At 63.8% G+C, this 19,419-nt stretch carries 23 protein-coding genes; 14 read left to right on the forward strand and 9 right to left on the reverse strand.

Features of this window, described 5'->3' with window-relative positions; translation table 11 throughout:
* Nucleotides 1-6 precede the first annotated feature (6 nt).
* Nucleotides 7-1,485: a D-glycero-beta-D-manno-heptose-7-phosphate kinase gene (gene rfaE1, locus NKH91_RS00080; protein WP_352846697.1), complete on the reverse strand. Its 1,479-nt coding sequence runs from the start codon at nucleotides 1,483-1,485 to the stop codon at nucleotides 7-9.
* 139 nt (nucleotides 1,486-1,624) lie between these two features.
* On the reverse strand, nucleotides 1,625-2,257 hold the full coding sequence (locus NKH91_RS00085) for a LysE family translocator (RefSeq protein WP_352884476.1): 633 nt from the start codon (nucleotides 2,255-2,257) through the stop codon (nucleotides 1,625-1,627).
* 175 nt (nucleotides 2,258-2,432) lie between these two features.
* On the opposite strand from NKH91_RS00085, the gene rfaD reads away from it, so the two are divergent.
* Genes rfaD through waaC form a run of 3 tightly spaced genes read left to right on the forward strand, consistent with a single transcriptional unit; the run spans nucleotide 2,433 to nucleotide 5,349 of the window.
* A complete protein-coding gene (rfaD, locus tag NKH91_RS00090; RefSeq protein WP_352592456.1) occupies nucleotides 2,433-3,383 on the forward strand; it encodes an ADP-glyceromanno-heptose 6-epimerase in 951 nt (316 codons plus the stop codon).
* Entirely contained in the window at nucleotides 3,356-4,363 is a 1,008-nt protein-coding gene (gene waaF / locus NKH91_RS00095) for a lipopolysaccharide heptosyltransferase II (protein WP_352846693.1), read from the forward strand. The genes rfaD and waaF overlap by 28 nt, the downstream gene beginning before the upstream one ends.
* The gene (gene waaC / locus NKH91_RS00100) at nucleotides 4,360-5,349 is read left to right on the forward strand and encodes a lipopolysaccharide heptosyltransferase I (RefSeq protein WP_352846690.1); all 990 of its coding nucleotides are present in this window, start codon (nucleotides 4,360-4,362) and stop codon (nucleotides 5,347-5,349) included. Before waaF ends, waaC begins: the two co-directional genes overlap by 4 nt.
* A 245-nt stretch (nucleotides 5,350-5,594) precedes the next feature.
* Here waaC and greA read toward each other — a convergent pair whose 3' ends face one another.
* Both greA and NKH91_RS00110 read right to left on the reverse strand, forming a co-directional pair.
* A complete protein-coding gene (greA, locus tag NKH91_RS00105) occupies nucleotides 5,595-6,068 on the reverse strand; it encodes a transcription elongation factor GreA (RefSeq protein ID WP_023719113.1) in 474 nt (157 codons plus the stop codon).
* A 327-nt stretch (nucleotides 6,069-6,395) separates the two neighbouring features.
* A complete protein-coding gene (locus tag NKH91_RS00110) occupies nucleotides 6,396-6,953 on the reverse strand; it encodes a tetratricopeptide repeat protein (RefSeq protein ID WP_023719114.1) in 558 nt (185 codons plus the stop codon).
* Between the two features lie 237 nt (nucleotides 6,954-7,190).
* On the opposite strand from NKH91_RS00110, the gene NKH91_RS00115 reads away from it, so the two are divergent.
* The 3 genes from NKH91_RS00115 to NKH91_RS00125 all read left to right on the forward strand — a co-directional run bounded on the left by NKH91_RS00115 (nucleotide 7,191) and on the right by NKH91_RS00125 (nucleotide 9,635).
* Nucleotides 7,191-7,616, forward strand: a complete 426-nt coding sequence (locus NKH91_RS00115) for a DUF3775 domain-containing protein (protein ID WP_254819248.1) — start codon at nucleotides 7,191-7,193, stop codon at nucleotides 7,614-7,616.
* 76 nt (nucleotides 7,617-7,692) lie between these two features.
* Nucleotides 7,693-8,664 carry an extensin-like domain-containing protein gene (locus tag NKH91_RS00120; protein WP_352846688.1) on the forward strand — a complete coding sequence of 324 codons (972 nt, stop codon included), beginning with the start codon at nucleotides 7,693-7,695 and terminating at the stop codon, nucleotides 8,662-8,664.
* A gap of 116 nt (nucleotides 8,665-8,780) precedes the next feature.
* Nucleotides 8,781-9,635 (forward strand): extensin-like domain-containing protein, encoded by an 855-nt coding sequence (locus NKH91_RS00125; protein ID WP_352846685.1) that lies wholly within the window; start codon nucleotides 8,781-8,783, stop codon nucleotides 9,633-9,635.
* Between the two features lie 53 nt (nucleotides 9,636-9,688).
* Here the strand turns inward: NKH91_RS00125 and NKH91_RS00130 are convergent, their stop codons facing one another.
* Entirely contained in the window at nucleotides 9,689-10,408 is a 720-nt protein-coding gene (locus NKH91_RS00130; RefSeq protein ID WP_502898960.1) for a gamma-glutamylcyclotransferase, read from the reverse strand.
* Between the two features lie 117 nt (nucleotides 10,409-10,525).
* On the opposite strand from NKH91_RS00130, the gene NKH91_RS00135 reads away from it, so the two are divergent.
* Nucleotides 10,526-11,233 carry an LssY C-terminal domain-containing protein gene (locus tag NKH91_RS00135; protein ID WP_352846680.1) on the forward strand — a complete coding sequence of 236 codons (708 nt, stop codon included), beginning with the start codon at nucleotides 10,526-10,528 and terminating at the stop codon, nucleotides 11,231-11,233.
* A gap of 47 nt (nucleotides 11,234-11,280) precedes the next feature.
* Here NKH91_RS00135 and NKH91_RS00140 read toward each other — a convergent pair whose 3' ends face one another.
* Nucleotides 11,281-12,300, reverse strand: coding sequence for a zinc-dependent alcohol dehydrogenase family protein (locus tag NKH91_RS00140; protein WP_352846678.1), 1,020 nt, complete (start codon nucleotides 12,298-12,300; stop codon nucleotides 11,281-11,283).
* A 128-nt stretch (nucleotides 12,301-12,428) separates the two neighbouring features.
* Here NKH91_RS00140 and NKH91_RS00145 point away from each other — a divergent pair, with 128 nt between their 5' ends.
* From NKH91_RS00145 to NKH91_RS00155, 3 genes are all read left to right on the forward strand, one after another.
* A complete protein-coding gene (locus NKH91_RS00145) occupies nucleotides 12,429-13,343 on the forward strand; it encodes a LysR family transcriptional regulator (protein WP_352846676.1) in 915 nt (304 codons plus the stop codon).
* 190 nt (nucleotides 13,344-13,533) lie between these two features.
* Nucleotides 13,534-14,844 carry a hemolysin family protein gene (locus tag NKH91_RS00150; protein ID WP_352846673.1) on the forward strand — a complete coding sequence of 437 codons (1,311 nt, stop codon included), beginning with the start codon at nucleotides 13,534-13,536 and terminating at the stop codon, nucleotides 14,842-14,844.
* A 76-nt stretch (nucleotides 14,845-14,920) separates the two neighbouring features.
* Complete coding sequence (locus tag NKH91_RS00155) at nucleotides 14,921-15,658, forward strand: class I SAM-dependent DNA methyltransferase (RefSeq protein WP_352592485.1); 738 nt, start codon at nucleotides 14,921-14,923, stop codon at nucleotides 15,656-15,658.
* A 132-nt stretch (nucleotides 15,659-15,790) separates the two neighbouring features.
* Here the strand turns inward: NKH91_RS00155 and arr are convergent, their stop codons facing one another.
* Nucleotides 15,791-16,198 carry an NAD(+)--rifampin ADP-ribosyltransferase gene (gene arr / locus NKH91_RS00160; RefSeq protein ID WP_198030485.1) on the reverse strand — a complete coding sequence of 136 codons (408 nt, stop codon included), beginning with the start codon at nucleotides 16,196-16,198 and terminating at the stop codon, nucleotides 15,791-15,793.
* Between the two features lie 199 nt (nucleotides 16,199-16,397).
* Between arr and NKH91_RS00165 the strand changes: the two genes are divergently transcribed.
* On the forward strand, nucleotides 16,398-16,691 hold the full coding sequence (locus NKH91_RS00165) for a hypothetical protein (RefSeq protein WP_352494911.1): 294 nt from the start codon (nucleotides 16,398-16,400) through the stop codon (nucleotides 16,689-16,691).
* Between the two features lie 53 nt (nucleotides 16,692-16,744).
* Here NKH91_RS00165 and NKH91_RS00170 read toward each other — a convergent pair whose 3' ends face one another.
* The gene (locus tag NKH91_RS00170; RefSeq protein WP_352494910.1) at nucleotides 16,745-17,035 is read right to left on the reverse strand and encodes a hypothetical protein; all 291 of its coding nucleotides are present in this window, start codon (nucleotides 17,033-17,035) and stop codon (nucleotides 16,745-16,747) included.
* A gap of 189 nt (nucleotides 17,036-17,224) precedes the next feature.
* Here NKH91_RS00170 and NKH91_RS00175 point away from each other — a divergent pair, with 189 nt between their 5' ends.
* Genes NKH91_RS00175 through NKH91_RS00185 form a run of 3 tightly spaced genes read left to right on the forward strand, consistent with a single transcriptional unit; the run spans nucleotide 17,225 to nucleotide 18,955 of the window.
* On the forward strand, nucleotides 17,225-18,067 hold the full coding sequence (locus tag NKH91_RS00175) for an N-acyl homoserine lactonase family protein (RefSeq protein ID WP_352494909.1): 843 nt from the start codon (nucleotides 17,225-17,227) through the stop codon (nucleotides 18,065-18,067).
* Nucleotides 18,064-18,537: a MarR family winged helix-turn-helix transcriptional regulator gene (locus NKH91_RS00180; protein WP_023719127.1), complete on the forward strand. Its 474-nt coding sequence runs from the start codon at nucleotides 18,064-18,066 to the stop codon at nucleotides 18,535-18,537. The genes NKH91_RS00175 and NKH91_RS00180 overlap by 4 nt, the downstream gene beginning before the upstream one ends.
* Before the next feature lie 7 nt (nucleotides 18,538-18,544).
* On the forward strand, nucleotides 18,545-18,955 hold the full coding sequence (locus NKH91_RS00185) for an SRPBCC family protein (RefSeq protein ID WP_023719128.1): 411 nt from the start codon (nucleotides 18,545-18,547) through the stop codon (nucleotides 18,953-18,955).
* 58 nt (nucleotides 18,956-19,013) lie between these two features.
* On the opposite strand, the gene NKH91_RS00190 is transcribed toward NKH91_RS00185, so the two are convergent.
* Nucleotides 19,014-19,337, reverse strand: a complete 324-nt coding sequence (locus NKH91_RS00190) for a GFA family protein (protein WP_352950948.1) — start codon at nucleotides 19,335-19,337, stop codon at nucleotides 19,014-19,016.
* Between the last annotated feature and the right edge of the window lie 82 nt (nucleotides 19,338-19,419).

Genomic DNA, 19,419 nt, shown 5'->3' on the forward strand with positions numbered 1-19,419 from the left:
AAATCCTCAGTTCCCGGCGCGCAATCTGCCGATGGTGCCGGTCGTGCTCTTGCCGGCAACGAGATCGACCAGCACGACGCGCCCGCCGGCCTTCTGCACGACATCGGCGCCAACCACCTGATCGACCGTATAGTCGGCGCCCTTGACTAGTATGTCGGGGCTCAGCGCCTCGATCAGCGAAAGCGGCGTATCCTCCTCGAAGATGACGACGGCGTCGACGGAGGCAAGTGCTGCCAGCACGCAGGCCCGGTCATGCTGGTCGTTGACCGGGCGCCCCGGCCCTTTCAGCCGGCGCACCGAGGCATCGCTGTTGAGGCCGAGCACCAGCCGGTCGCACAGGCTGCGCGCCGCGTGCAACAGACTGACATGGCCGGCATGCAGGATATCGAAACAGCCATTGGTGAAGCCCACGCTCAAGCCCTCGTCCTTCCAGGCCGCCACCAGCCGCGCTGCGGCGGCGGCATCGAGGATGGCATCCTTGTGGGCAACCGGACCATGCGAGCGAAACAGCGCGCCGGTGAGTTCCTCGATCGTCAGCCGCGCCGTGCCGCGCTTGCCGACGACAACGCCGCCGGCGGCGTTGGCGATCGATCCGGCCATGACGCGATCCGCCCCTGCAGCAAGCGCCAGTGCAAACGTCGCGATCACCGTGTCGCCGGCGCCTGAAACGTCGAACACTTCGCGCGCCTGCGTGGCGATATGCCGGGCGTCGTCCGCACCGATGACGCTCATGCCCTTTTCGCTGCGCGTCGCGACGACGAAATCGAAACCGTGCGCCGCAATCAGCTGGCGCGCCGCCGCCTCGATCTCGTCGTCGGCGAACACCGCGCGGCCGACCGCCTCGCCGAGCTCCTTACGGTTGGGCGTGATTGCCGTCGCGCCGGCATAACGCGCATAGTCGCTGCCCTTCGGATCGACCAGCACCGGCTTGCCCGCTTCCCGACAGATCGAGATCAGCTCGCCGGCGACGCCGTCGAGCAGCACGCCCTTGCCATAGTCGGACAGGATGACGATGTCGGCGCGCGCCAGCGCGTCGCGGAAATGCCCGACCATCATCGCCCGCTCGGCATCGCCCAGCGGCTTGATTTCCTCTTCGTCGAAACGCAGCACCTGCTGGTTGAGCGCGCTGAAGCGGCTTTTCGACGACGTCATGCGATCGGCATCCTGCGCCAGCCCGCCGGTGTCGACGCCAAACTCGTCGAGCATGCGCATGAGGTTCTTGCCGGCCTCGTCAGCACCGATCACTGAGACCGGTATGGCGGCGGCGCCGAGCGAAACGATATTGGCGACGACATTGCCGGCGCCACCCATCGCCAGCGTTTCGCCGCGCCCGTGCAGCACGGGGATCGGCGCTTCCGGCGAAATGCGCTCGATTACGCCATTGACGAAACGGTCGAGGATGAAATCGCCGACCACCAGCACGGTGGCGCTGCCGAAGCGCGAGATGGCGCGGTGAAGAGGTTCGGGTGAAGGCAGCTTGATCATGTCAACGCGCGGGAGAGCCGATTTCAGTGACAGGGAAATTCGATTGGCAGGGCCGGCCGTTCATGGCGATGCCGATATACCGCAATTCCAGCCAACGCAACGGCAGGCCTTCGACCGATCGCCGCAGCGCGACGGTGGGTCAGCTTTTCTGCAACGCGACATGCACGCCCAGCCCGACGAGCACCGCACCGCCGGCGCGCCGCATCAGTCGTTGCGCCCGGCTCAAGCGCCGCAGCCTGGCGGTCACCGCGCCGGCCAGCATCACGCAAACAATGTCGGCCGACGAGAACATCAAATTGACGATCGTTCCAAGCACGACGAACTGCAGCCAGACCGGAAGCCCTGCCGAGGCATCGATGAATTGCGGCAGGAACGCCATGAAGAAAATCGCCGTCTTGGGATTGAGCACCTCGACGGCAACGCTCTCGAAAAAGGCGCGGCGGGCGGATTTCGGCTGAATTCCCGGCAAAACCGCATCGCCTTGGGCCTTGGCGCGAAACAGCGAAACACCGAGCCAGATCAGATACAGTGCACCGACCAGCTTGACCGCCATATAAAGCACCGGCACGGCATGGAAAAGCACCGACAGGCCGACAGCGGCGGCGAAGACATGGACATAGCCGCCGAGATGGATGCCGAGCGCCGCCATCAGGCCGGACCAGCGGCCGCGCGCCATGGTTTGCGCGGCGGCATAGAGCATCGCCGGACCGGGGATATAGGCGAAGATCGCCGTGGTGGCGAAAAAGGCGACAAGCAGTTCGGTTGACGGCATTACCTTGCTCCTGTCGCCGGTCGGCCGGCAGGCCGACCGAAACGAGACCTTTGCGGCGCCACTATGACGCTCATCCTGCCGCCCGCCACCTGCTTTGTCGACAGCCCGGCCCGGCTCCCCTATAAGGCCAGAATCCCACAAGGGCTACAACCGGCACAAGGTACCAGAGGCTTTCATGATCATCGTCACGGGCGGCGCCGGCATGATCGGTTCCAACATCGTCGCCGCGCTCAACGCCGACGGTTTCAGCGACATCCTCGTCGTCGACGACCTCACCGACGGCCACAAGATCGCCAATCTCGCCGATCTCGAGATCGCCGATTATCTCGACAAGGACGATTTTCTGGCGCGGATGGAGGCCGGGGACCTCGGCCGCATCGAGGCCGTCTTCCACCAGGGTGCCTGCTCGACCACCACCGAATGGAACGGCAAGTTCATGATGGAGGTCAACTACACCTATTCGAAGCACTTGCTGCACGCCTGCCTGGCCCTGCGCGTACCCTTCCTCTATGCCTCGTCCGCTTCGGTCTATGGCGGCGGCGCCGAGTTCCGCGAGGATCCGCAATACGAACGGCCGCTCAACGTCTATGCCTATTCGAAAAAGCTGTTCGACGACTATGTCCGCCGCACCGTGTTCGATACCGACCATTCGCCGGTGGCGGGCCTGCGTTATTTCAACGTCTACGGACCGCGCGAGGCGCATAAGGGCGCCATGGCCTCGGTCGCCTTCCATTTGTTCAACCAGGTCGAACGCGGCGAAAACCCCAAGCTGTTCGGCGCCTATGATGGTTTCGGGCCCGGCGAGCAGAGCCGCGACTTCATCCATGTCGGCGATGTCGCCGACGTCAATCTGTGGCTGTGGAAACGCGGCTCGAGCGGCATCTTCAACTGCGGCACCGGCAAGGCCCAGCCGTTCCGCGCCATTGCCGAAACGGTGATCGATACGCTCGGCCAAGGCCAGATCGAATTCATCGAGTTTCCCGACCACCTCAAGGGCAGCTACCAGAGCTTTACGCAAGCTGATATGTCCCGCTTGCGCGCAGCCGGTTACAATGGCCAGTTCCGCACAGTGGAAACCGGCGTCAGAGACTATGTCGAATGGCTGAAAGCCCAACGATCCTCGTGATCGGCCCACGCTGGGTGGGCGACATGGTGATGGCGCAGTGCCTGTTCCAGGCGCTGAGGGAGCTTCATCCGAACGCCGCCATCGACGTGCTGGCGCCGGCCTGGGCAGCCCCCCTGGTCAAGCGCATGCCCGAAATACGCCAGCAGATCGATCTGCCGCTGAAATCCGGCGCGTTCGAATTCCGCATCCGCAGGCGCTTCGGCCGGCTGCTGCGCGGCCGCTACGACATGGCCTATATCCTGCCGGGCAGCTGGAAGTCGGCGCTGATCCCGTTCTTTGCCCGCATTCCGCGCCGCGTCGGCCATCTCAAGGAAATGCGCTATGGGCTGCTGACCGACATCGTGCCCTTGCCCGATCGCCTGAAACGGCGCACCGCGCAGGCCTATTTCGGCCTTGCCCAGGGCGGCGCCTTCCGGGCTCCCAAGCTTGCCGTCGATCAGGACAACCAGGCGGCACTGCTCGGCCGTTTCGGGCTGACGGCGAGGAAATTCGTGGCACTTATGCCCGGCGCCGAATTCGGCCCGGCCAAGCGCTGGCCGAGCGAACACTATGCCGGCCTTGCCCGAGAGATGATGGCGAAGGGGTTTGGCGTGGCGCTGTTCGGATCGAAGAATGATGCCGAAGTGACGGCTGAAATCGCCGCGCTGGCTCCGGGCGCCGTCGATCTCGCCGGCCAGACGCGGCTGGAGGATGCCATCGACCTGATCGCCGCGGCGAGGCTCGCCGTCTCCAACGACAGCGGGCTGATGCATGTCGCCGCCGCGGTCGGCACACCGGTCGTCGCCGTCTACGGCTCGACCTCGCCCGACAACACGCCGCCGCTCGCCGAGCGTCGCGAACTGGTCTGGCTCGGCCTGTCCTGTTCGCCGTGCCACAGGAAGACCTGTCCACTCGGCCATCTCAACTGCCTGAAGACGCTGGACGTCGAACGCGTCGTGGCGGCGGCGGAGCGGCTGCTGGAAATGCCGGCCGCCGCATGAAGGTGCTGATCGTCAAGACGTCGTCGATGGGCGACGTCATCCACACCTTTCCCGCGATCGAGGATGCGCGCCGCGCCCGGCCCGGCCTGTCGTTCGACTGGTGCGTGGAAGAGGCCTTTGCCGGCATCGTGGCGCTGCATCCCGCCATCCAAACCATCCACAGCGTGGCGATCCGGCGCTGGCGCAGGAAGCTGCTCGAGCCCGGCACATGGCGGGAAGTGGTCGGCTTGTGCCGCGCCTTGCGCGATTGCCGCTACGACCTCGTTCTCGATGCGCAAGGCTTGTTGAAATCGGCGCTGGTGGCGCGGCTGGCGGCAGGACCGATCGCCGGGTTCGACCGCTCAAGCGCCCGCGAGCCTTCGGCGAGCCTGTTTTATGGCCATCGCTACGCCGTGCCGCGCGACCTGCATGCCATCGAGCGCACGAGACGGCTGTTCGGGCTGGCGCTCGGCTACGAGCCGGATTTTTCCCGGCTTGACTCCGGCATCGTGCCGCCAGCCGGAAGATCGACTTTTGTCGGCGAAAAGACCGCCTTCCTGCTGCACGGCACCAGCCGCGAGGACAAGAAATGGCCGGTCGCGGACTGGATCGAAACCGCCCGCCTGCTGGTGGATAAGGGGATGACGCCGGTCACCACCTGGTCGAACGACCGGGAAAAGGCAGTTGCCGAGGCGATCGCCGGCGCCGTTTCGCAAACCGTGGTGGTTCCCAGGTCGCCGCTTGCCGAGATCGCCGCTGTCATCGGCGGCTCAGCGTTGGTGATCGGCGCCGACACCGGCCTGACCCATCTCGCCAGCGCCTTCGGCCTGCCGACGGTGGCGGTATTCCTCGCCACCGAGCCCGGCCTGACCGGCCCGCGCGGCCCGTTCTCATCGACGCTGCTTGCCAGACCCGGCCGCGGCATCACGCCGGCGGCGGTGATGGCGGAAGCCGAGAGATTGCTGGCGCTTCGGGAGATTGGTCAGCTCAAGGTCGGCAGGGGCTGATCTTCGGGACGAACAATTCCGGAAAGTCGGCGCTGGCCCTCATCAGGCTGCCGCCATCTTCTCCCCGTATAGGGACGGGGAGAAGGACGCCTTCACCGGGGATTTCGCCAATCGGTGACGTTGCAGAAGCGGCGTCGAGGTTCCGGACAGCCCCTTCTCCCCATCACTATACGGGCAGAAGTGCCCGGCAGGGCGATGAGGGGCGGCGCTGCCCGTCGGGATTAAGGCGCCTACCGCTTTGTCCCTCAGATAAATTGCACCTGGACGATCTCGTAGCCCCTGGCGCCGCCGGGCGCGTTGACCTCGATGGCGTCGCCGACTTCCTTGCCGATCAGGGCACGCGCGATCGGCGAGGAGATCGAGATGCGGCCGGACTTCACGTCAGCCTCCTGGTCGCCGACGATCTGGTAGGTCTTTTTCTCCTCGGTATCCTCGTCGACCAGCACCACGGTGGCGCCGAACTTGACCTTGTCGCCGCTGAGCTTGGTGACGTCGATCACCTCGGCCCGCGCGATCAGATCCTCGAGTTCGTTGACCCGGCCCTCATTGAGGCTCTGCGCCTCTTTTGCCGCGTGATATTCGGCATTTTCGGAGAGGTCGCCATGCGAGCGCGCTTCGGAGATCGCCTCGATGATACGCGGCCGCTCCTGTTGCTGGCGCCAGCGCAGTTCTTCCTTCAATGACGCGAACCCCTCGCCTGTCATCGGGACCTTGTTCATATGCCTGACCTTTCCTGCCGCCGCCCCCGCAATCGGGAGCGACCTTGTCGATGGTACAAAAAGAAAACGGTCCGGCAGCCTCGGGCTAACGGAACCGTCTCACCACAATTTCGCAAGATATAGCAATCTTCGCGGGTTTTTCACGTCCAAAAAGTCGGTTTTTGAAAAATCATCGACCGATTGCGCGGCTGACCCAACGTAAAGCGGGGTTCCAAGATCGTATCGCGTGTACCGTGATGCCAGATCCCGGTTGTGCCAAACGTGCGCAGCACAGCAAAAAACCGGCTGCGATCGCTCACAGCCGGTTATGACGAGCGTTCCGGAGGATCAGCTCCTCATGAAATGATCGATCTGCTCCGACAGCATGCCGTATTCGCGAGATCCCTTGCCCGTGCGCTTCTCGATTTCGCGGAGCTGTTCCTGGGCGCCGGCAAGATCGCCGATCTGCAGGTGCGCCTCGCCGAGATATTCGCGCACCAGCGTGTAATTGGGGTCGATGCGCAGCGCTTCCTCGTAATAGCCGAGGCCGACGGTGATGCGGCCGGAATGGCGGTGCGAATAGCCGAGATAGTTGAGGATGCGCGGGTCCTGCTTGTTGGCGGCGAGGCTGAGCACGGCGATCGCCTCGTCATAGCGTCCATCCATCGCCAGCGCGCGACCGGCATCATAGATGCTGTCGTCGTCCAGCATACCTTGCTTCGGCGAGACACATTTCTTCTGCTTCTTGTCCCAGGCCTCCCCCTTCTTGCACTGGCTCTGGCCGCCGCCGCCATTGCCGCCGCCGCCGCCACCACCTCCCCCGCCTTCACCAGCCGAAAACGCCGGAGCCGCAATCAGCGGCAGGGCGGCCATGGCCATGGCACAAATCAGCAATCGTCTGCGCATCGAACTCTCCTTAGAACCTGACAATGCAACACTAACGCCGGGCCGAAGCCGTTTCGTCCCCGGAAAATGCCATTCTATCTCAAAACCGCGATCTCTCCCAGCAAGGCCATCTTATCCCTGGAACAGAGGGCATCGGAAATCATGGTTCACGATCAACGCCGACGCGCAAGAGAACGTGACGAGCGCTGCAAATCCGCTATCATCGGGCCGACCGAGCACGAAGCAGGGAGACGGCCGGTGCAGCAACGCGTTGAACGAGACTGGGAGCTTTCGATCGGTCCCGACACCGTGCGCCTGTTCATCCTCAAGGCGAAGGCGCTCAGCGCCGCCGTCAACGAAGACTATGCCGACGGCGCCGAGCACGAGGTAGAGCTCGACGGCAACGCGCACGACAACCACCATCACGACGGCCTTGCCGAGGAAAGTTCCGAAGATCTCACCGAGGAAGAACTGCGCGAGCTGATCGACGACCTCAATGTCGACGAAGCGGCCGAACTGATTGCGTTGGCCTGGGTCGGCCGCGGCGACTATGACGCGACGGAATGGACGGACGCGCTGACCGCCGCCCGCGAGCGCGCCAACAAGCGCACGGCAAAGTACCTGCTCGGCATGCCGCTGCTGGCGGACTGGCTCGAGGAGGGCCTGGAAGCGATCGGCGCGTGACGGCGCGGTTACCGATTGTGATCGCCGGCCCGCCTCGCCCAAGGCAACTTCCCTGCATTCTGGCCGTTGCGAAGTAATGGCGGCGTTTGGCTTTTTCAGATTGGGTAGATTGCTGCTGGCCGTTACGGCTACGTCGCTGACGGGACCCGCTCTGGCCAAGGCGCCCGAACTGCCGCAAACTGCACCGGTTCCGCAGTTCAACCAGGAAGCCACTCCGCCGTCGCCAGCCGACATCCCGGTCCCCGAGCCGCGCCCGGCGGATGCCCCGGAGGCTGAGCCGCCCCAAAACGAGCAGCCGCAAAACGGGCAGCCCCAAAATGGCCAGCCCAAGACCCAGCAGCCGGAGCCGCCGGCGATTGCACCACAGCCTCCTGAAAAGCCGGCGCAGGCTGAGCCGCCGGCAAGCCCACCGGCCGCGCCACCAAACCCGGCCGAGGCAGACAAAAAGGCGGAGCAAGAAATCCTTCCAGATCCTCGCTCGGCCGCCATTGCCGGGGAGGAAATGCCGGCCGAAGAATTGGCCTGCCGCAGGCGGCTGAAGTCCATGGGCGTCGATTTCGAGGAGCGCAAGCCCGAGCATGATACGGCGGTCGGTTGCTCGATCCCTTACCCGGTCGTGCTGAAAACGCTCGGCAAATCCATCGCCATCGGTCCCGAAACCGAGCTCAATTGCCAGATGGCGGAAGCGGCCGCCCGCTTTGCTGCTTCGGTCATCCAGCCTGCCGCAAAGGCCGAGTTCGGCACGGATATCAAATCGATCGGCCAGGCCTCCGCCTTCGTCTGCCGGCCGCGCCACGCCGGCGGCAAACTGTCGGAGCACGCCTTCGGCAACGCCCTCGACATCGCCAGCTTCACGCTTTCCGACGGGAAAGAGATCGATGTCGGTCCAACGCCGCCGCAGAAGGACGCGGAATTCCTGGATGCAGTGCGCAAGGCCGCCTGCGGGCCGTTCAAGACCGTGCTTGGCCCGGGCAGCGACGCCGATCATTCGCTGCATCTCCACTTCGACCTCGAACCGCGCCGCAATGGCGGCACGTTTTGCCAATGACGCCGGGCGCCGACAGTGGCGCCGCAATTTGGCCGCAGGCGTGAACGGCGCCGCTGATTTTTCCTTTACTCTTCAGGTTTAGAGTCTGTGCCATCCAGGGACAGGGAACCCCTCCGATGGCCGGGCTATTTCGCGCTGCGCTTGCCGCTGCGCGGCACACAGGACGCGCGCGCATGGCCGGCAGGCTTGCCGCCGTGCTTGCCATTGCGGCGATCTCGGCCTGCAATACCGGCAGCGTGCTGTCGCTGCAGCCGGCCGTCGATGTCGGCAGCCAGACCGCTGCCGTTCCGCCCAATTCCGGCCCACAAGATTCCGGTCCCCAAGATTCCGGCCTGGAATATTCCGGCATGCAGCGCCTCGTCCCGTCCGACCCCTATATGACGGCCGCCTATCCGCGCTTGGACAACCCGATGTCGCCGGCCGAACAGATGCCGACTACAGAGATCGATTGCCGCAAGGAACTGAAACGCCTCGGCGTCGTCTACACCGACGTTGCGCCGATCCATGAAGGCCAGTGCGGCATCGACTATCCGGTCAAGGTCTCGGCCATCGGCAGCGTCGAGATGAAGCCGGCCGCGACGCTGACCTGCGACATGGCCGCCACCTTTGCCGGCTGGACCAGGAACGAACTCGTCCCGTCGGCCCGCTGGCGCTATTTTTCAGGCGTCAAGACCATCCACCAGGGATCGAGCTATTCCTGCCGCAGGATTGCCGGCGAAGGTGTTTTGTCGGAACACGGCAAGGGCAATGCGCTCGACGTGATGAGCATCGAGCTCAACAATGGTGACGACATCGACGTCCGCAAGCCCGGCCTGTTCGCCTTCCGCACACGCGGCTTCCTCAACAATGTGCGCGCCGACGGCTGCCAGTACTTCACCACCGTGCTCGGCCCCGGCTACAATTACGATCACCGCAACCATTTCCATTTCGACATCAAGAACCGCAAGAACGGCTACCGCGCCTGCCGCTGACCGTTCCGGTTTTCAGATGAAATTGGAATAAGCATTTCGCGAGAGCGTCCGGATCAGCTGCGTTGCGTGCCGCCGGTGGAAGCCTTGATGTGCTGCGCGACCAGACCCTGGACGTGCCACAAGTTTCTGTCGCGGATTCCGCTCTCCTCGAGCATGCTGACGGTGCGGAACAGATACTGGGCGGACGAACCCCAATGTCCGGCTGCGCGCGCCAATGTCTGTGCCACCTGATCGAGCGGCAGCCGCCCGGCATATGCCTTGCCGTCGGGCGCCGCGACGAATGCTAGGGCGCGTAGCGGCCCGTCGCTGGTCTCGACCCAGATCCAGCGCGGCACGTTGGTAGGCGGGTTGGCGTCGATCTCCCGTCGCATCAGCCGACCGAGTTGCCCGAAATGATCTTCTGCCGGAAGTCTGTAGACAACGCCTTTGCAGCTGCCGCCCCGGTCCAAAGCCAGCATCAAGGCCGGAACATCACGGGTTCCCCGCCAGCGGGTCAGCTTCAGGCAGAACGAGCGGTGCCACCCTGGCGCCGTGGCCGGGCGCTGCTCGACATAGTCGAATTCGGGATTCCAGATCAGCGAGCCGTAGGCAAAGACCCAGAGCATTTCGGGCCGGTATTCCAGCAGCAGTTGCTCGACAAGACCATCGAACTCCGCGTCGGTGTGCTCTGTCGTCCCGGGCTCGGGGCCGGGGTCGGGCTCGACACGTTCGACCAGCGCGACAAGGTCGGCGGTCAACGCCATGGCAGTGCCGCGCGCCGGACTGCCCTTCATCACGCCCTCATTCGTGCTAGCCGGTTCTACGCCATTTCATGCTACCATAGACCGGCTGCGCGCCGCTTGCCAAGGATTTCGACGGCCTGACGGGCCTGCCAGTTCGAGCGCCAATGCATGAGCCAACGAAGCCTTCGACGACGTGCAACGACCTGGCTGGTGGCATGCTGTGCCGCTTATCTTTCGCTCGCCTATTTCGCCGCGCCTGAGTTCTGGACGTTGCGGGACCGCAATTTTCGCAATCAGCAATTCGAGATGGTGACGCACACGCCGCAAGGCATTCCGGGCGATCCGATCAATGTCGGCCTGGTAGGCACCAAGAAGGAGCTTGTCCATGCTTTTGCCGTCGCCGGCTGGGATACGGCAGACGCCATCACGCTGAAGACCGCCATCGAGATCGGCGAAAGCGTGCTGTTTAACCGCCCCTATCCCGACGCGCCGGTCAGCCGGCTGTTGTTCGAAGGCCGCGCCCAGGACCTCGCCTTCGAAAAGCCGGTCGGCGACAGCGCCGACCGGCGCCACCACGTCCGTTTCTGGCAGACCGATGCGACCGGCGACGACGGCCGGCCGCTTTGGCTTGGCTCGGCAAGCTTCGACCGCGGCGTCGGCCTCAGCCACGATACCGGCGCGATCACCCATCACATCGGCCCCGACATCGACGCCGAGCGCGACGGGTTGATGCGCGACCTCGCCGCTGCCGGCATGCTGATCTCGACCAGCCAGATACCAGGCGTCGGCGCCACAAAGGCCGGGCGCAACGGCGAAGGCGATCCCTATTTCACCGACGGCAAGGCCATTGTCGGCGTGCTGCTGCAACTGCCGTAGGCGCCATCAGCCTTCCCGTCTGACAGCCATTTTCGTGCCGACGGGGTTCAGGGCACGGCGATCACGATCTTGCCGAACGGTCCCGTCTCCAATCGCTCAAATGCCTGCGGCACCTCGTCGAAGCCAAACACCTTGTCGATCACCGGCTTGATCGCAAGCGTCTCGATCGCCTGGTTCATCCGCTCGAAAGCGCGGCGATGGCCGATCGATATGCCCTGTACGACGATCCGGTTGCGCAGGAACGGAATGATCGGGAAACTAAGCTCCATGCTGCCGAGAAGGCCGATGAGCGACAGCCTGCCGTCGGCGCCCAGCGCATTGAGCGAGCGCCGCGCATTGTCGCCGCCGACCATTTCCAGCACATGCCTGACGCCGGCGCCGTTTGTCAGCTTGCGCGCCGCCTCGTCCCATGCCGGCTGGCTGCGATAATTGATTCCCTTCCAGGCGCCGAGCGCCTTCGCCCGCTCGAGCTTCTCGTCGCAGCTCGAGGTGACGATGGCGCGCAGGCCTAAGGCGGCGGCAAATTGCAGCGCAAACAGCGACACGCCGCCAGTGCCCTGGATGAGAACGGTTTCGCCCGGGATCGGCTTGGCCGCCTCGACCAGCGCGAACCACGCCGTCAGCGCCGCGATCGGCAGCGTCGATGCCTCGACGTCGCTGAGCGACGGCGGCGCCGCCACGGCGGCATCCTCATGAAACAGCACATGCTCGGACAACGTGCCGGGCAGCGACGAACCCAACGTGTACTTGTGCAGTACGGGCGGGGCGTCGCCGTCCGGCCAGTCGGCGATCACCTGGCCGAGCACGCGCTGCCCGATGCCGAAGCGGCTGACTTTGCCGCCGATGGCCACCACCTCGCCCACCGCGTCCGACGTCGGCACGAACGGAAAGCTGAGGTCCGGTATCAGCACGCCATCGACGATCATCCTGTCCTTGTAATTCAGCGATACCGCTGTGACGCGTACCAGAAGATCATGCGGCCCGGGTTGGGGCAGCTTGCCCTCGGCCGGCTTCAGCCTGGACAGGCCGAAACCGTTCATCTGCCAGGATCTGTTTTCGGTGCTCATTTGGTTCGCGCTCCGTGGTTGATGGTTGCGCGAGACATTTACGCCGTTTCACTATGGAGAAAAGTGCTTCCATGTGGCATGCTTCGCAACAGATTAGGGAGCAAAACTCTACAAATAGGAGCGCCTCGTTGGAATCGGCCAATCTGCAGGGCATCATCGCATTCGTTCATACGGTGGAGGCCGGCAGCTTCACCGGCGCCGCTGTCCGGCTGCATGTCACGAAATCGGCGGTCGGCAAGTCGATCGCACAGCTGGAACAGCGATTGGGCGTTCGCCTGCTCAACCGTACCACCCGTAGCCTCAGCCCAACCAGCGAGGGCCTGAGCTACTATGAAGCCTGCGTCAGGGCGCTGGCCGAGATCGAAGCCGCCCAGTCACTGCTCGCTTCCCGCAAGCAGGTGCCTTCCGGGCGGCTGCGCGTCGACCTGCCTCTGGCTTTCGGCCGGCGGTGCGTCGCCCCGGTGCTGTTCGACATTTCCAAAAAATTCCCGGATCTGACGATGGAAATCTCGTTCAACGACCGGCGCGTCGACCTGATCGAGGAAGGCATCGATCTAGCGGTGCGCATGGGCGATCTCGACGACAGCCTTTCGATCGCCGCGCGCCGCATCTATGCCCAGCGTTCGGGCATCGTCGCCGCCCCCGCCTATCTCGATGCCCATGGCAGGCCGCAATCGATCGAGGATCTCGCCAGGCACAGCCTCATCGGCTACGGCCGCGACGGCGCTGTCCATCCCTGGACCGTCAGGCATGCCGACGGGCGTCTCGAAAAATTCGCGCCCAAGGCGCGGCTGGTGCTCGGCCACGGCGAACCGATGCTCGATGCGGTACTGGCCGGCTGCGGCATCGTCTTTCTGCCGACATGGCTGACGGCCGACAGCATCAGGCGCGGTGAGCTCGAAATGGTTCTGTCGGACTGTCTTGTCGAAAATACCGTGGTGCATGCCATCTGGCCGGTAACACGCAACCTCGCGCCAAAGGTGCGCGTCGTCGTCGACACCCTGATCGAGCATTTTTCCGCGCCGCCCTGGGATGCCGCTTGATTGCTCCGCCGGCTAGTTGAAAAGACAAAGGGCCATTGCTTAAGGTTTGCGCTGCCAGGGCGGCGCCGACTTCGACAATTGATAACCTCCAACACGAATTGGGCATTATCTTTTCTGTCTGAAGCGATTGCCCTGAAAAATCGCGACCGTCCTATTTTCGAAAACCGCGTGGCAATGCTATGGACCCGGCATGCTTTATGCTGAAATTGCCATCGTGGTCGTCCTCATCTGTGTGAACGGCCTTCTGTCGATGTCCGAGCTCGCCATCGTCTCGTCGCGGCCGGCGCGCCTCAAGGCGATGATCGACCGCAACGTCAAGGGCGCTGGCCGGGCTCTGGCGCTCGGCGCCAATCCGGGAAAATTCCTGTCCTCGGTGCAGATCGGCATCACTTTGGTCGGCGTCTTGTCCGGCGCCTTTTCCGGCGCCACGCTTGGCGAGCGGTTGGCCACCTTCCTGGCGTCGGCCGGTATCCGCGAAAGCCTCGCCGACCCGCTCGGCGTCGGCATCGTCGTTGCCCTAATCACCTATGGCTCGCTGATCATCGGCGAACTGGTGCCCAAGCAGATCGCCTTGCGCGACCCCGAACGGGTCGCCGTCAGGGTCGCTCCGGCAATGACCATCCTCGCCGGCTTCTCGGCGCCGCTGGTCTTCCTGCTCGACTTTTCCGGCCGTGCCCTCCTGTGGCTGCTTGGCCAGCGCGGCCAGAGCGAGGAGAAGGTCACCGACGAGGAGATCAAGATGCTGGTCGCCGAGGCCGAGCACCACGGCACCATCGAATCCGACGAACGCCGCATGATCGCGGGCGTCATGCGACTCGGCGACCGTGCCGTGCGCGCGGTGATGACGCCGCGCACCGAGGTCGACTGGATCAATTTGCAAGCCGACGAGGCCGCCATCAGGAAGCTGCTGATGGATACCCAGCATTCGCGCCTGCCGGCCGGCGACGGCGGCGTCGATGCCATGATTGGTGTCGTCCAGACCCGCGACGTGCTGGCCGCGATGCTGGGCGGCCGCGCCCTGGACCCGCGCCGGCACGTGCGCACCGCCCCGATCGTGCATGACCAGGCCGACGCGCTGGATGTGCTTGCGACGCTGAAGGAATCCGACGTGCCGATGGCGCTGGTGCACGACGAATACGGCCATTTCGAAGGCATCGTCACCCCGGCCGACATACTGGAAGCGATCACCGGCGTCTTCCGCTCGGACCTCGATGCCGGCGACGAGGAAAACGCCGTCAAGCGCGAGGACGGCTCATGGCTGCTCGCCGGCTACATGCAGGCCGACGAGATGGCGGAGGTTCTCCGCATCGATCTGCCCGAGAACCGCGACTACGAAACCGTCGCCGGCTATGTGCTGTCGCATATGCACCATCTGCCGGCGACCGGCGAATGCGTCGACGCGCAAGGCTGGCGCTTCGAGGTCGTCGACCTCGACGGCCGCCGCATCGACAAGCTCATCGCCACCCGACTGCCCGGCGCCCACCGCGAGGTCGTGCGGTAACGATCGACGCGACTTATGGGCTATATGCTCGCGGCGCCACCGCTCGCACAATCAAAGTTGATTGGGAATACCGCCTATGGTCGACCACCTTTTCGCCGACCCATATCTCGCTGCCGTCTACGATGCCTGGCACCCGAGATCTGCGCGCGACGACTATGATTTCTACCTGCCCCGCATTCTAACAGCAGACGCGGTGCTTGATGTCGGATGTGGAACGGGCACCCTCCTTCACGAGGCACGCCTGGCCGGACATTCAGGGCGGCTCTGCGGCATCGACCCAGCACCCGGCGTGTTGAATCGCGCACGAACGCGCACGGATATCGAATGGGTCCTCGGCGATCTCCAATCGGCCGGCTGGACAGCCGAGTTTGATCTCATTGTGATGACGGGGCATGCATTCCAGGCCCTTGTCAGCGACGAAGACCTGCGGGATTTGATGGCGGCTGCGCGACAGGCCCTTGTGCCAGGCGGATGCTTCGCGTTCGAGACGCGGAACCCTTCTGTGCGGGCGTGGGAGCGCTGGACACCCGAAAATGCGGTCGTCGTTGAGCTACCTGACGGGTCTCTGGTGCAGATCACAACAGAGGTGATCATGCCGTTCGATGGACAGACGGTGACATTCACCCACAGGTTCGGCGGAAAGCATCCGAGCCTTCCGCAAGTTAGTCGCAGCACCTTGCGATTCCTCGACACGGACGCCTTATCGAGCCTGCTGGGGAACGCGGGGCTACGGATCGAACAGCAATTCGGCGGCTTTGACGGCAGCCCACTTGGCCCTTCGAGCCCCGAGATCATCACGTTCGCGACGAGATGAAAAGGAGCATCCGCTCTCCAACCTGCAAGGAACGACAACTCGCGGACCCATTGCGGACGGCGAGCCGTGTTTCGCGGCGACTGCCGCCGACCGTAGGTCAGAGCCAGGCCTGCCAATTGCAGGACTTAGCGATCAATCGATCGCCTCGATGCCTTGCGCCTTCAGCCGTTCGATATGGTCCTTCATCTCTTTCAGCCGCTCCGGGGAGTGGCCCTGCCACTTGGCGACCTCGCCCGTGATCCTGAGCGGCTCGCGGGAGCGATAGGACTGCGTCGGATTGCCGGGAAATTTCTTGTCCGTAAGATTGGGGTCGTCCATGATCGGGCCGGTTGGCTCCACGATGTAGATCCTTTCCCGCCCGTCACCAGCGGCCAGCTCTGCACCCCAGATGGCCGCATCCAGAGTGCCGGTCAGATAGACCCAGGCTGCCTGCTTTCTCGCGCCGTAATTGGAGCTGTAGCCGGCTTCTATCAGGTCTCCCGGTTTAAGGTCGACCCGGGTGCCGTGGTAGAATTGGCGTGCGTTGTCGGGGGCTGTCATCGGCTCGCTACCCATCCTCGCTGTCTCAGGCATCATGGTGCCGTGGTGCGCACTATTTCATGCACGTCACCAAATCAAGCATCTGGCCGTGCGGTTATCGGCTCCCGACACCCATTCCGGTTATGCCGCCCGATGCACGCTATCGGTCGGCTGCCGGTGCAGGTATTATCGGCGCCCTGTACGTTGCTAGGGTGGAAAAATGGATCTGCAAACCTTCAGGGATTCGATTGCGAAACCACAGCCGCCAGACGGTTTGAGCCCTGCCCTGCAGGCGCTGTGGTGGGATGCAAAGGGCGATTGGGCTAAGGCGCACGAGTGCGCGCAGCGGCGCGACGATACTGCGGGCATGCACGTGCATGCCTATCTCCACCGCAAGGAAGGCGACCAGTCGAATGCCGAATATTGGTATCGCCGCTGCAACGCCGCGCCATCGACCTTAAGTCTTGACGAGGAATGGGAAGAGTTGGCGCGTGCACTTTTAGGGCAAAGCTGACGCCTGCTCGGCCCCTCGCAAAATAGCCGGTCCTGCAACCACTTGCCGGGGCTTCAGCTGGCGCCCTGTGGCATGTCCCTGCCGTTCCATTCCGCAGTGCGCGCCCGCGCCTCTTCGGCGATCAGCTTGAACTCCCGCATCTTCGCAGCCTCGATGGCGAATGCGCTGCTTGGCAGGACGCCGGGGTCCTCCTGACTGTTCTGAAACTGAAAACGGGCCTCCAGCTCGGCCCATATTCGCTCGGGTGCCGTATCCTTGCTGGCAAGCAGTGCGACGACCAGCGCCAAAGTCTCGCGCTGGGCGTTCAGCCGCCCTTCGATCTCTTCATTCGGCAATTCGGACATGCGGGTCGCTTCCAGTTTCTGGCTCAACGGCAAAATCGCACCCTTGTTCCGGAATTCAGCGCCTGCGCGGTCGGGCTGAGCGGCAGATGCTCGCGATCGCTGTCGCGCTGATCTTTTCTCCTCCGTTCTATTGACTCCTCAATATATGACGTGTCATACGATGACATATCATCTAATGGAGAGGAAAAAATGAAAGTACATGCCATCCGGACCGGGTCGGTCCGCATCAAGACGGCCCAGATCGAAGGACGCGGCCATGGGCTTGCCAGCATCTTTGCCGACAGGAACTGGTCCGGCTGGTTGCCGACCTTCGCCTGGGCCATCGAGCATGACGAAGGCGTCATTGTTGTCGACACTGGACAGGCGGCGCATCTGCTGAACGGGCACGGACGCTCGCTGCATCCGTTCTTTCGCTGGGAAGTGCACTTTCGTATCGAGCCGGAAGAAGAGATCGGGCCGCAGCTGCGTGGCCTGGGCATCGGGCCGCGCGACGTCAAACGGGTGGTGCTCACGCATCTGCACATGGACCACGATGCGGGCTTGGTGCATTTTCCCCATAGCCAGATACTCGCCGCCCCCAGTGAGATCGACACGGCGTCGGGTTTCATGGGAATGCTCCGCGGCTACCTGCCGCAGCGCTGGCCCGACTGGTTCAACCCCATACGGCTCGAGCTCGACGATGGACCGTTCGGCCAATTTGCGGCGAGCAAGCGCTTGACCAAAGCGGGCGACGTCGTGGCGATCGCAACTCCTGGTCACACTGCCGGTCATCTTTCGGTGCTGGTGGAGGATGGCGACGCAACGCTCTTTCTCGCCGGCGACACGTCTTACAACCAGGCACTGATGCTTGCCGGCAAGGTGGACGGCGTGGGACCCGATACAAAAATTGCCGCCGCCACCCTGCGAGCCGTCCGGCACCTCGCCGAGCAGCAGCCGACGATCTATCTGCCGACCCATGATCCGGAGAGCGCCGTGCGGCTGGCGACGCGTCAGCTGGTGACCGCCCCGGTCGAACTGGGAGCGGCGGCATGAAACCAGAAGAGGAGCTCCGATTCCTCATTCTCGGCGCCCAGCGCGAAGGCAACAGGCTGCTTACCGACTTGCTCTCGCCGCTTGGCGTCACCCCTTCCCAGGCTGAAGTCATCAGCTGCCTGAAGGCCGGCGGACCAATGTCGCTCAATGCTGTTGGCAAGCTGCTGGTCTGCGAGACCGGCAGTCCCAGCCGGCTGGTAAGCACGCTGGTCGAGCGGGCGCTCGTCGTCAGGCGGGAAAACTCCGACGATCGCCGGCAGGTGGAGCTCGAACTGACACAGGAGGGGCACCGGCTCGCCGCCGAAATCCGGCAGGTCGAATCCCGGCTTTACGGATGGCTGGGCCAGCGGCTCACGCCGAACGAGGTCACAACCGCCGTCGGGCTGCTGCGAGTTCTGGTCGCCGGAACAGCCGCCGGCAACGCAATCGCCCGGCGCGATGGGCCATCATCCGATCTCCCGAAGGAATAAGTCACAAATGTTCGACATATCAATCGAGATCGACAGGCCTGCCCAGACCGTCTTCCGTCATATCGAGGATATTGAAGCGGCTCCGGCCTGGTACTCGGCTGTGCAGTCCGTAGCCAAGCTCACGGCCGGCCCGGTCGGGCGGGTCCTCGAAAACATCGTGGAGGTCACCGAGTTCGAAGTCGATGCACTGCTGACTTTGTCCAGCTTGAGCGGGCCGACGCCATTCACCTACCGCTTTCGGCTGGCGCCGACAGGCCACAGAACGCATCTCCACCTCGAGGGTTCGATTACCGGAAAAGGGCTTCCCGGGCCGATGGCGCTTCTCGCGCCGCTCGCGTCCAGCTTCTTCGAACGCGGCATGCGAATAAATCTTGAGAGCCTGAAGCGAATTGTCGAGACTGCTCGTCCAGCAGAGTGATCCCTGAAGTTCTGTTGCAACTCTGTGCCAGCGTCTGCACGCATCGCCATTTCGCTCCTCAAGCGACCTTGGGCAAGCCTTCCAAACAAAGCCATTTATGTTTCCTGTCAGGCCAGTGGAGCGTTGCCGGGGCCGGAAAATGCGGGTCCTCCAGACAGCCGACCGAGACCGACAGCGCATCCTTCAATCCTTCTGCCCGCATGAAAACGACCGATCCGCAAATGGTGCAGAATGTCTGCTCCAACCATTGTCCCGACGACCAGGTTCTGCGCCAGAATCTGGTCTCCCCTTTCTGTCCGACGAGGGCCGCGTCGGCGTAGATGGCCCGGTACGAAAACGCCGTCCCGGTGCATCGCTGACACTCCAGGCAACTGCACGCGATGCGCCTGCCGGCGGAGCTGCGTCGCGGTCACAGGAGCCGATGCAGGAGCGAGGCCGCTAGGGCAGCCGGCAATCATGAGCGA

Origin of the sequence: Mesorhizobium sp. M0894, assembly GCF_040319725.1 — a bacterium.
Taxonomy (GTDB): Bacteria; Pseudomonadota; Alphaproteobacteria; order Rhizobiales; family Rhizobiaceae; genus Mesorhizobium.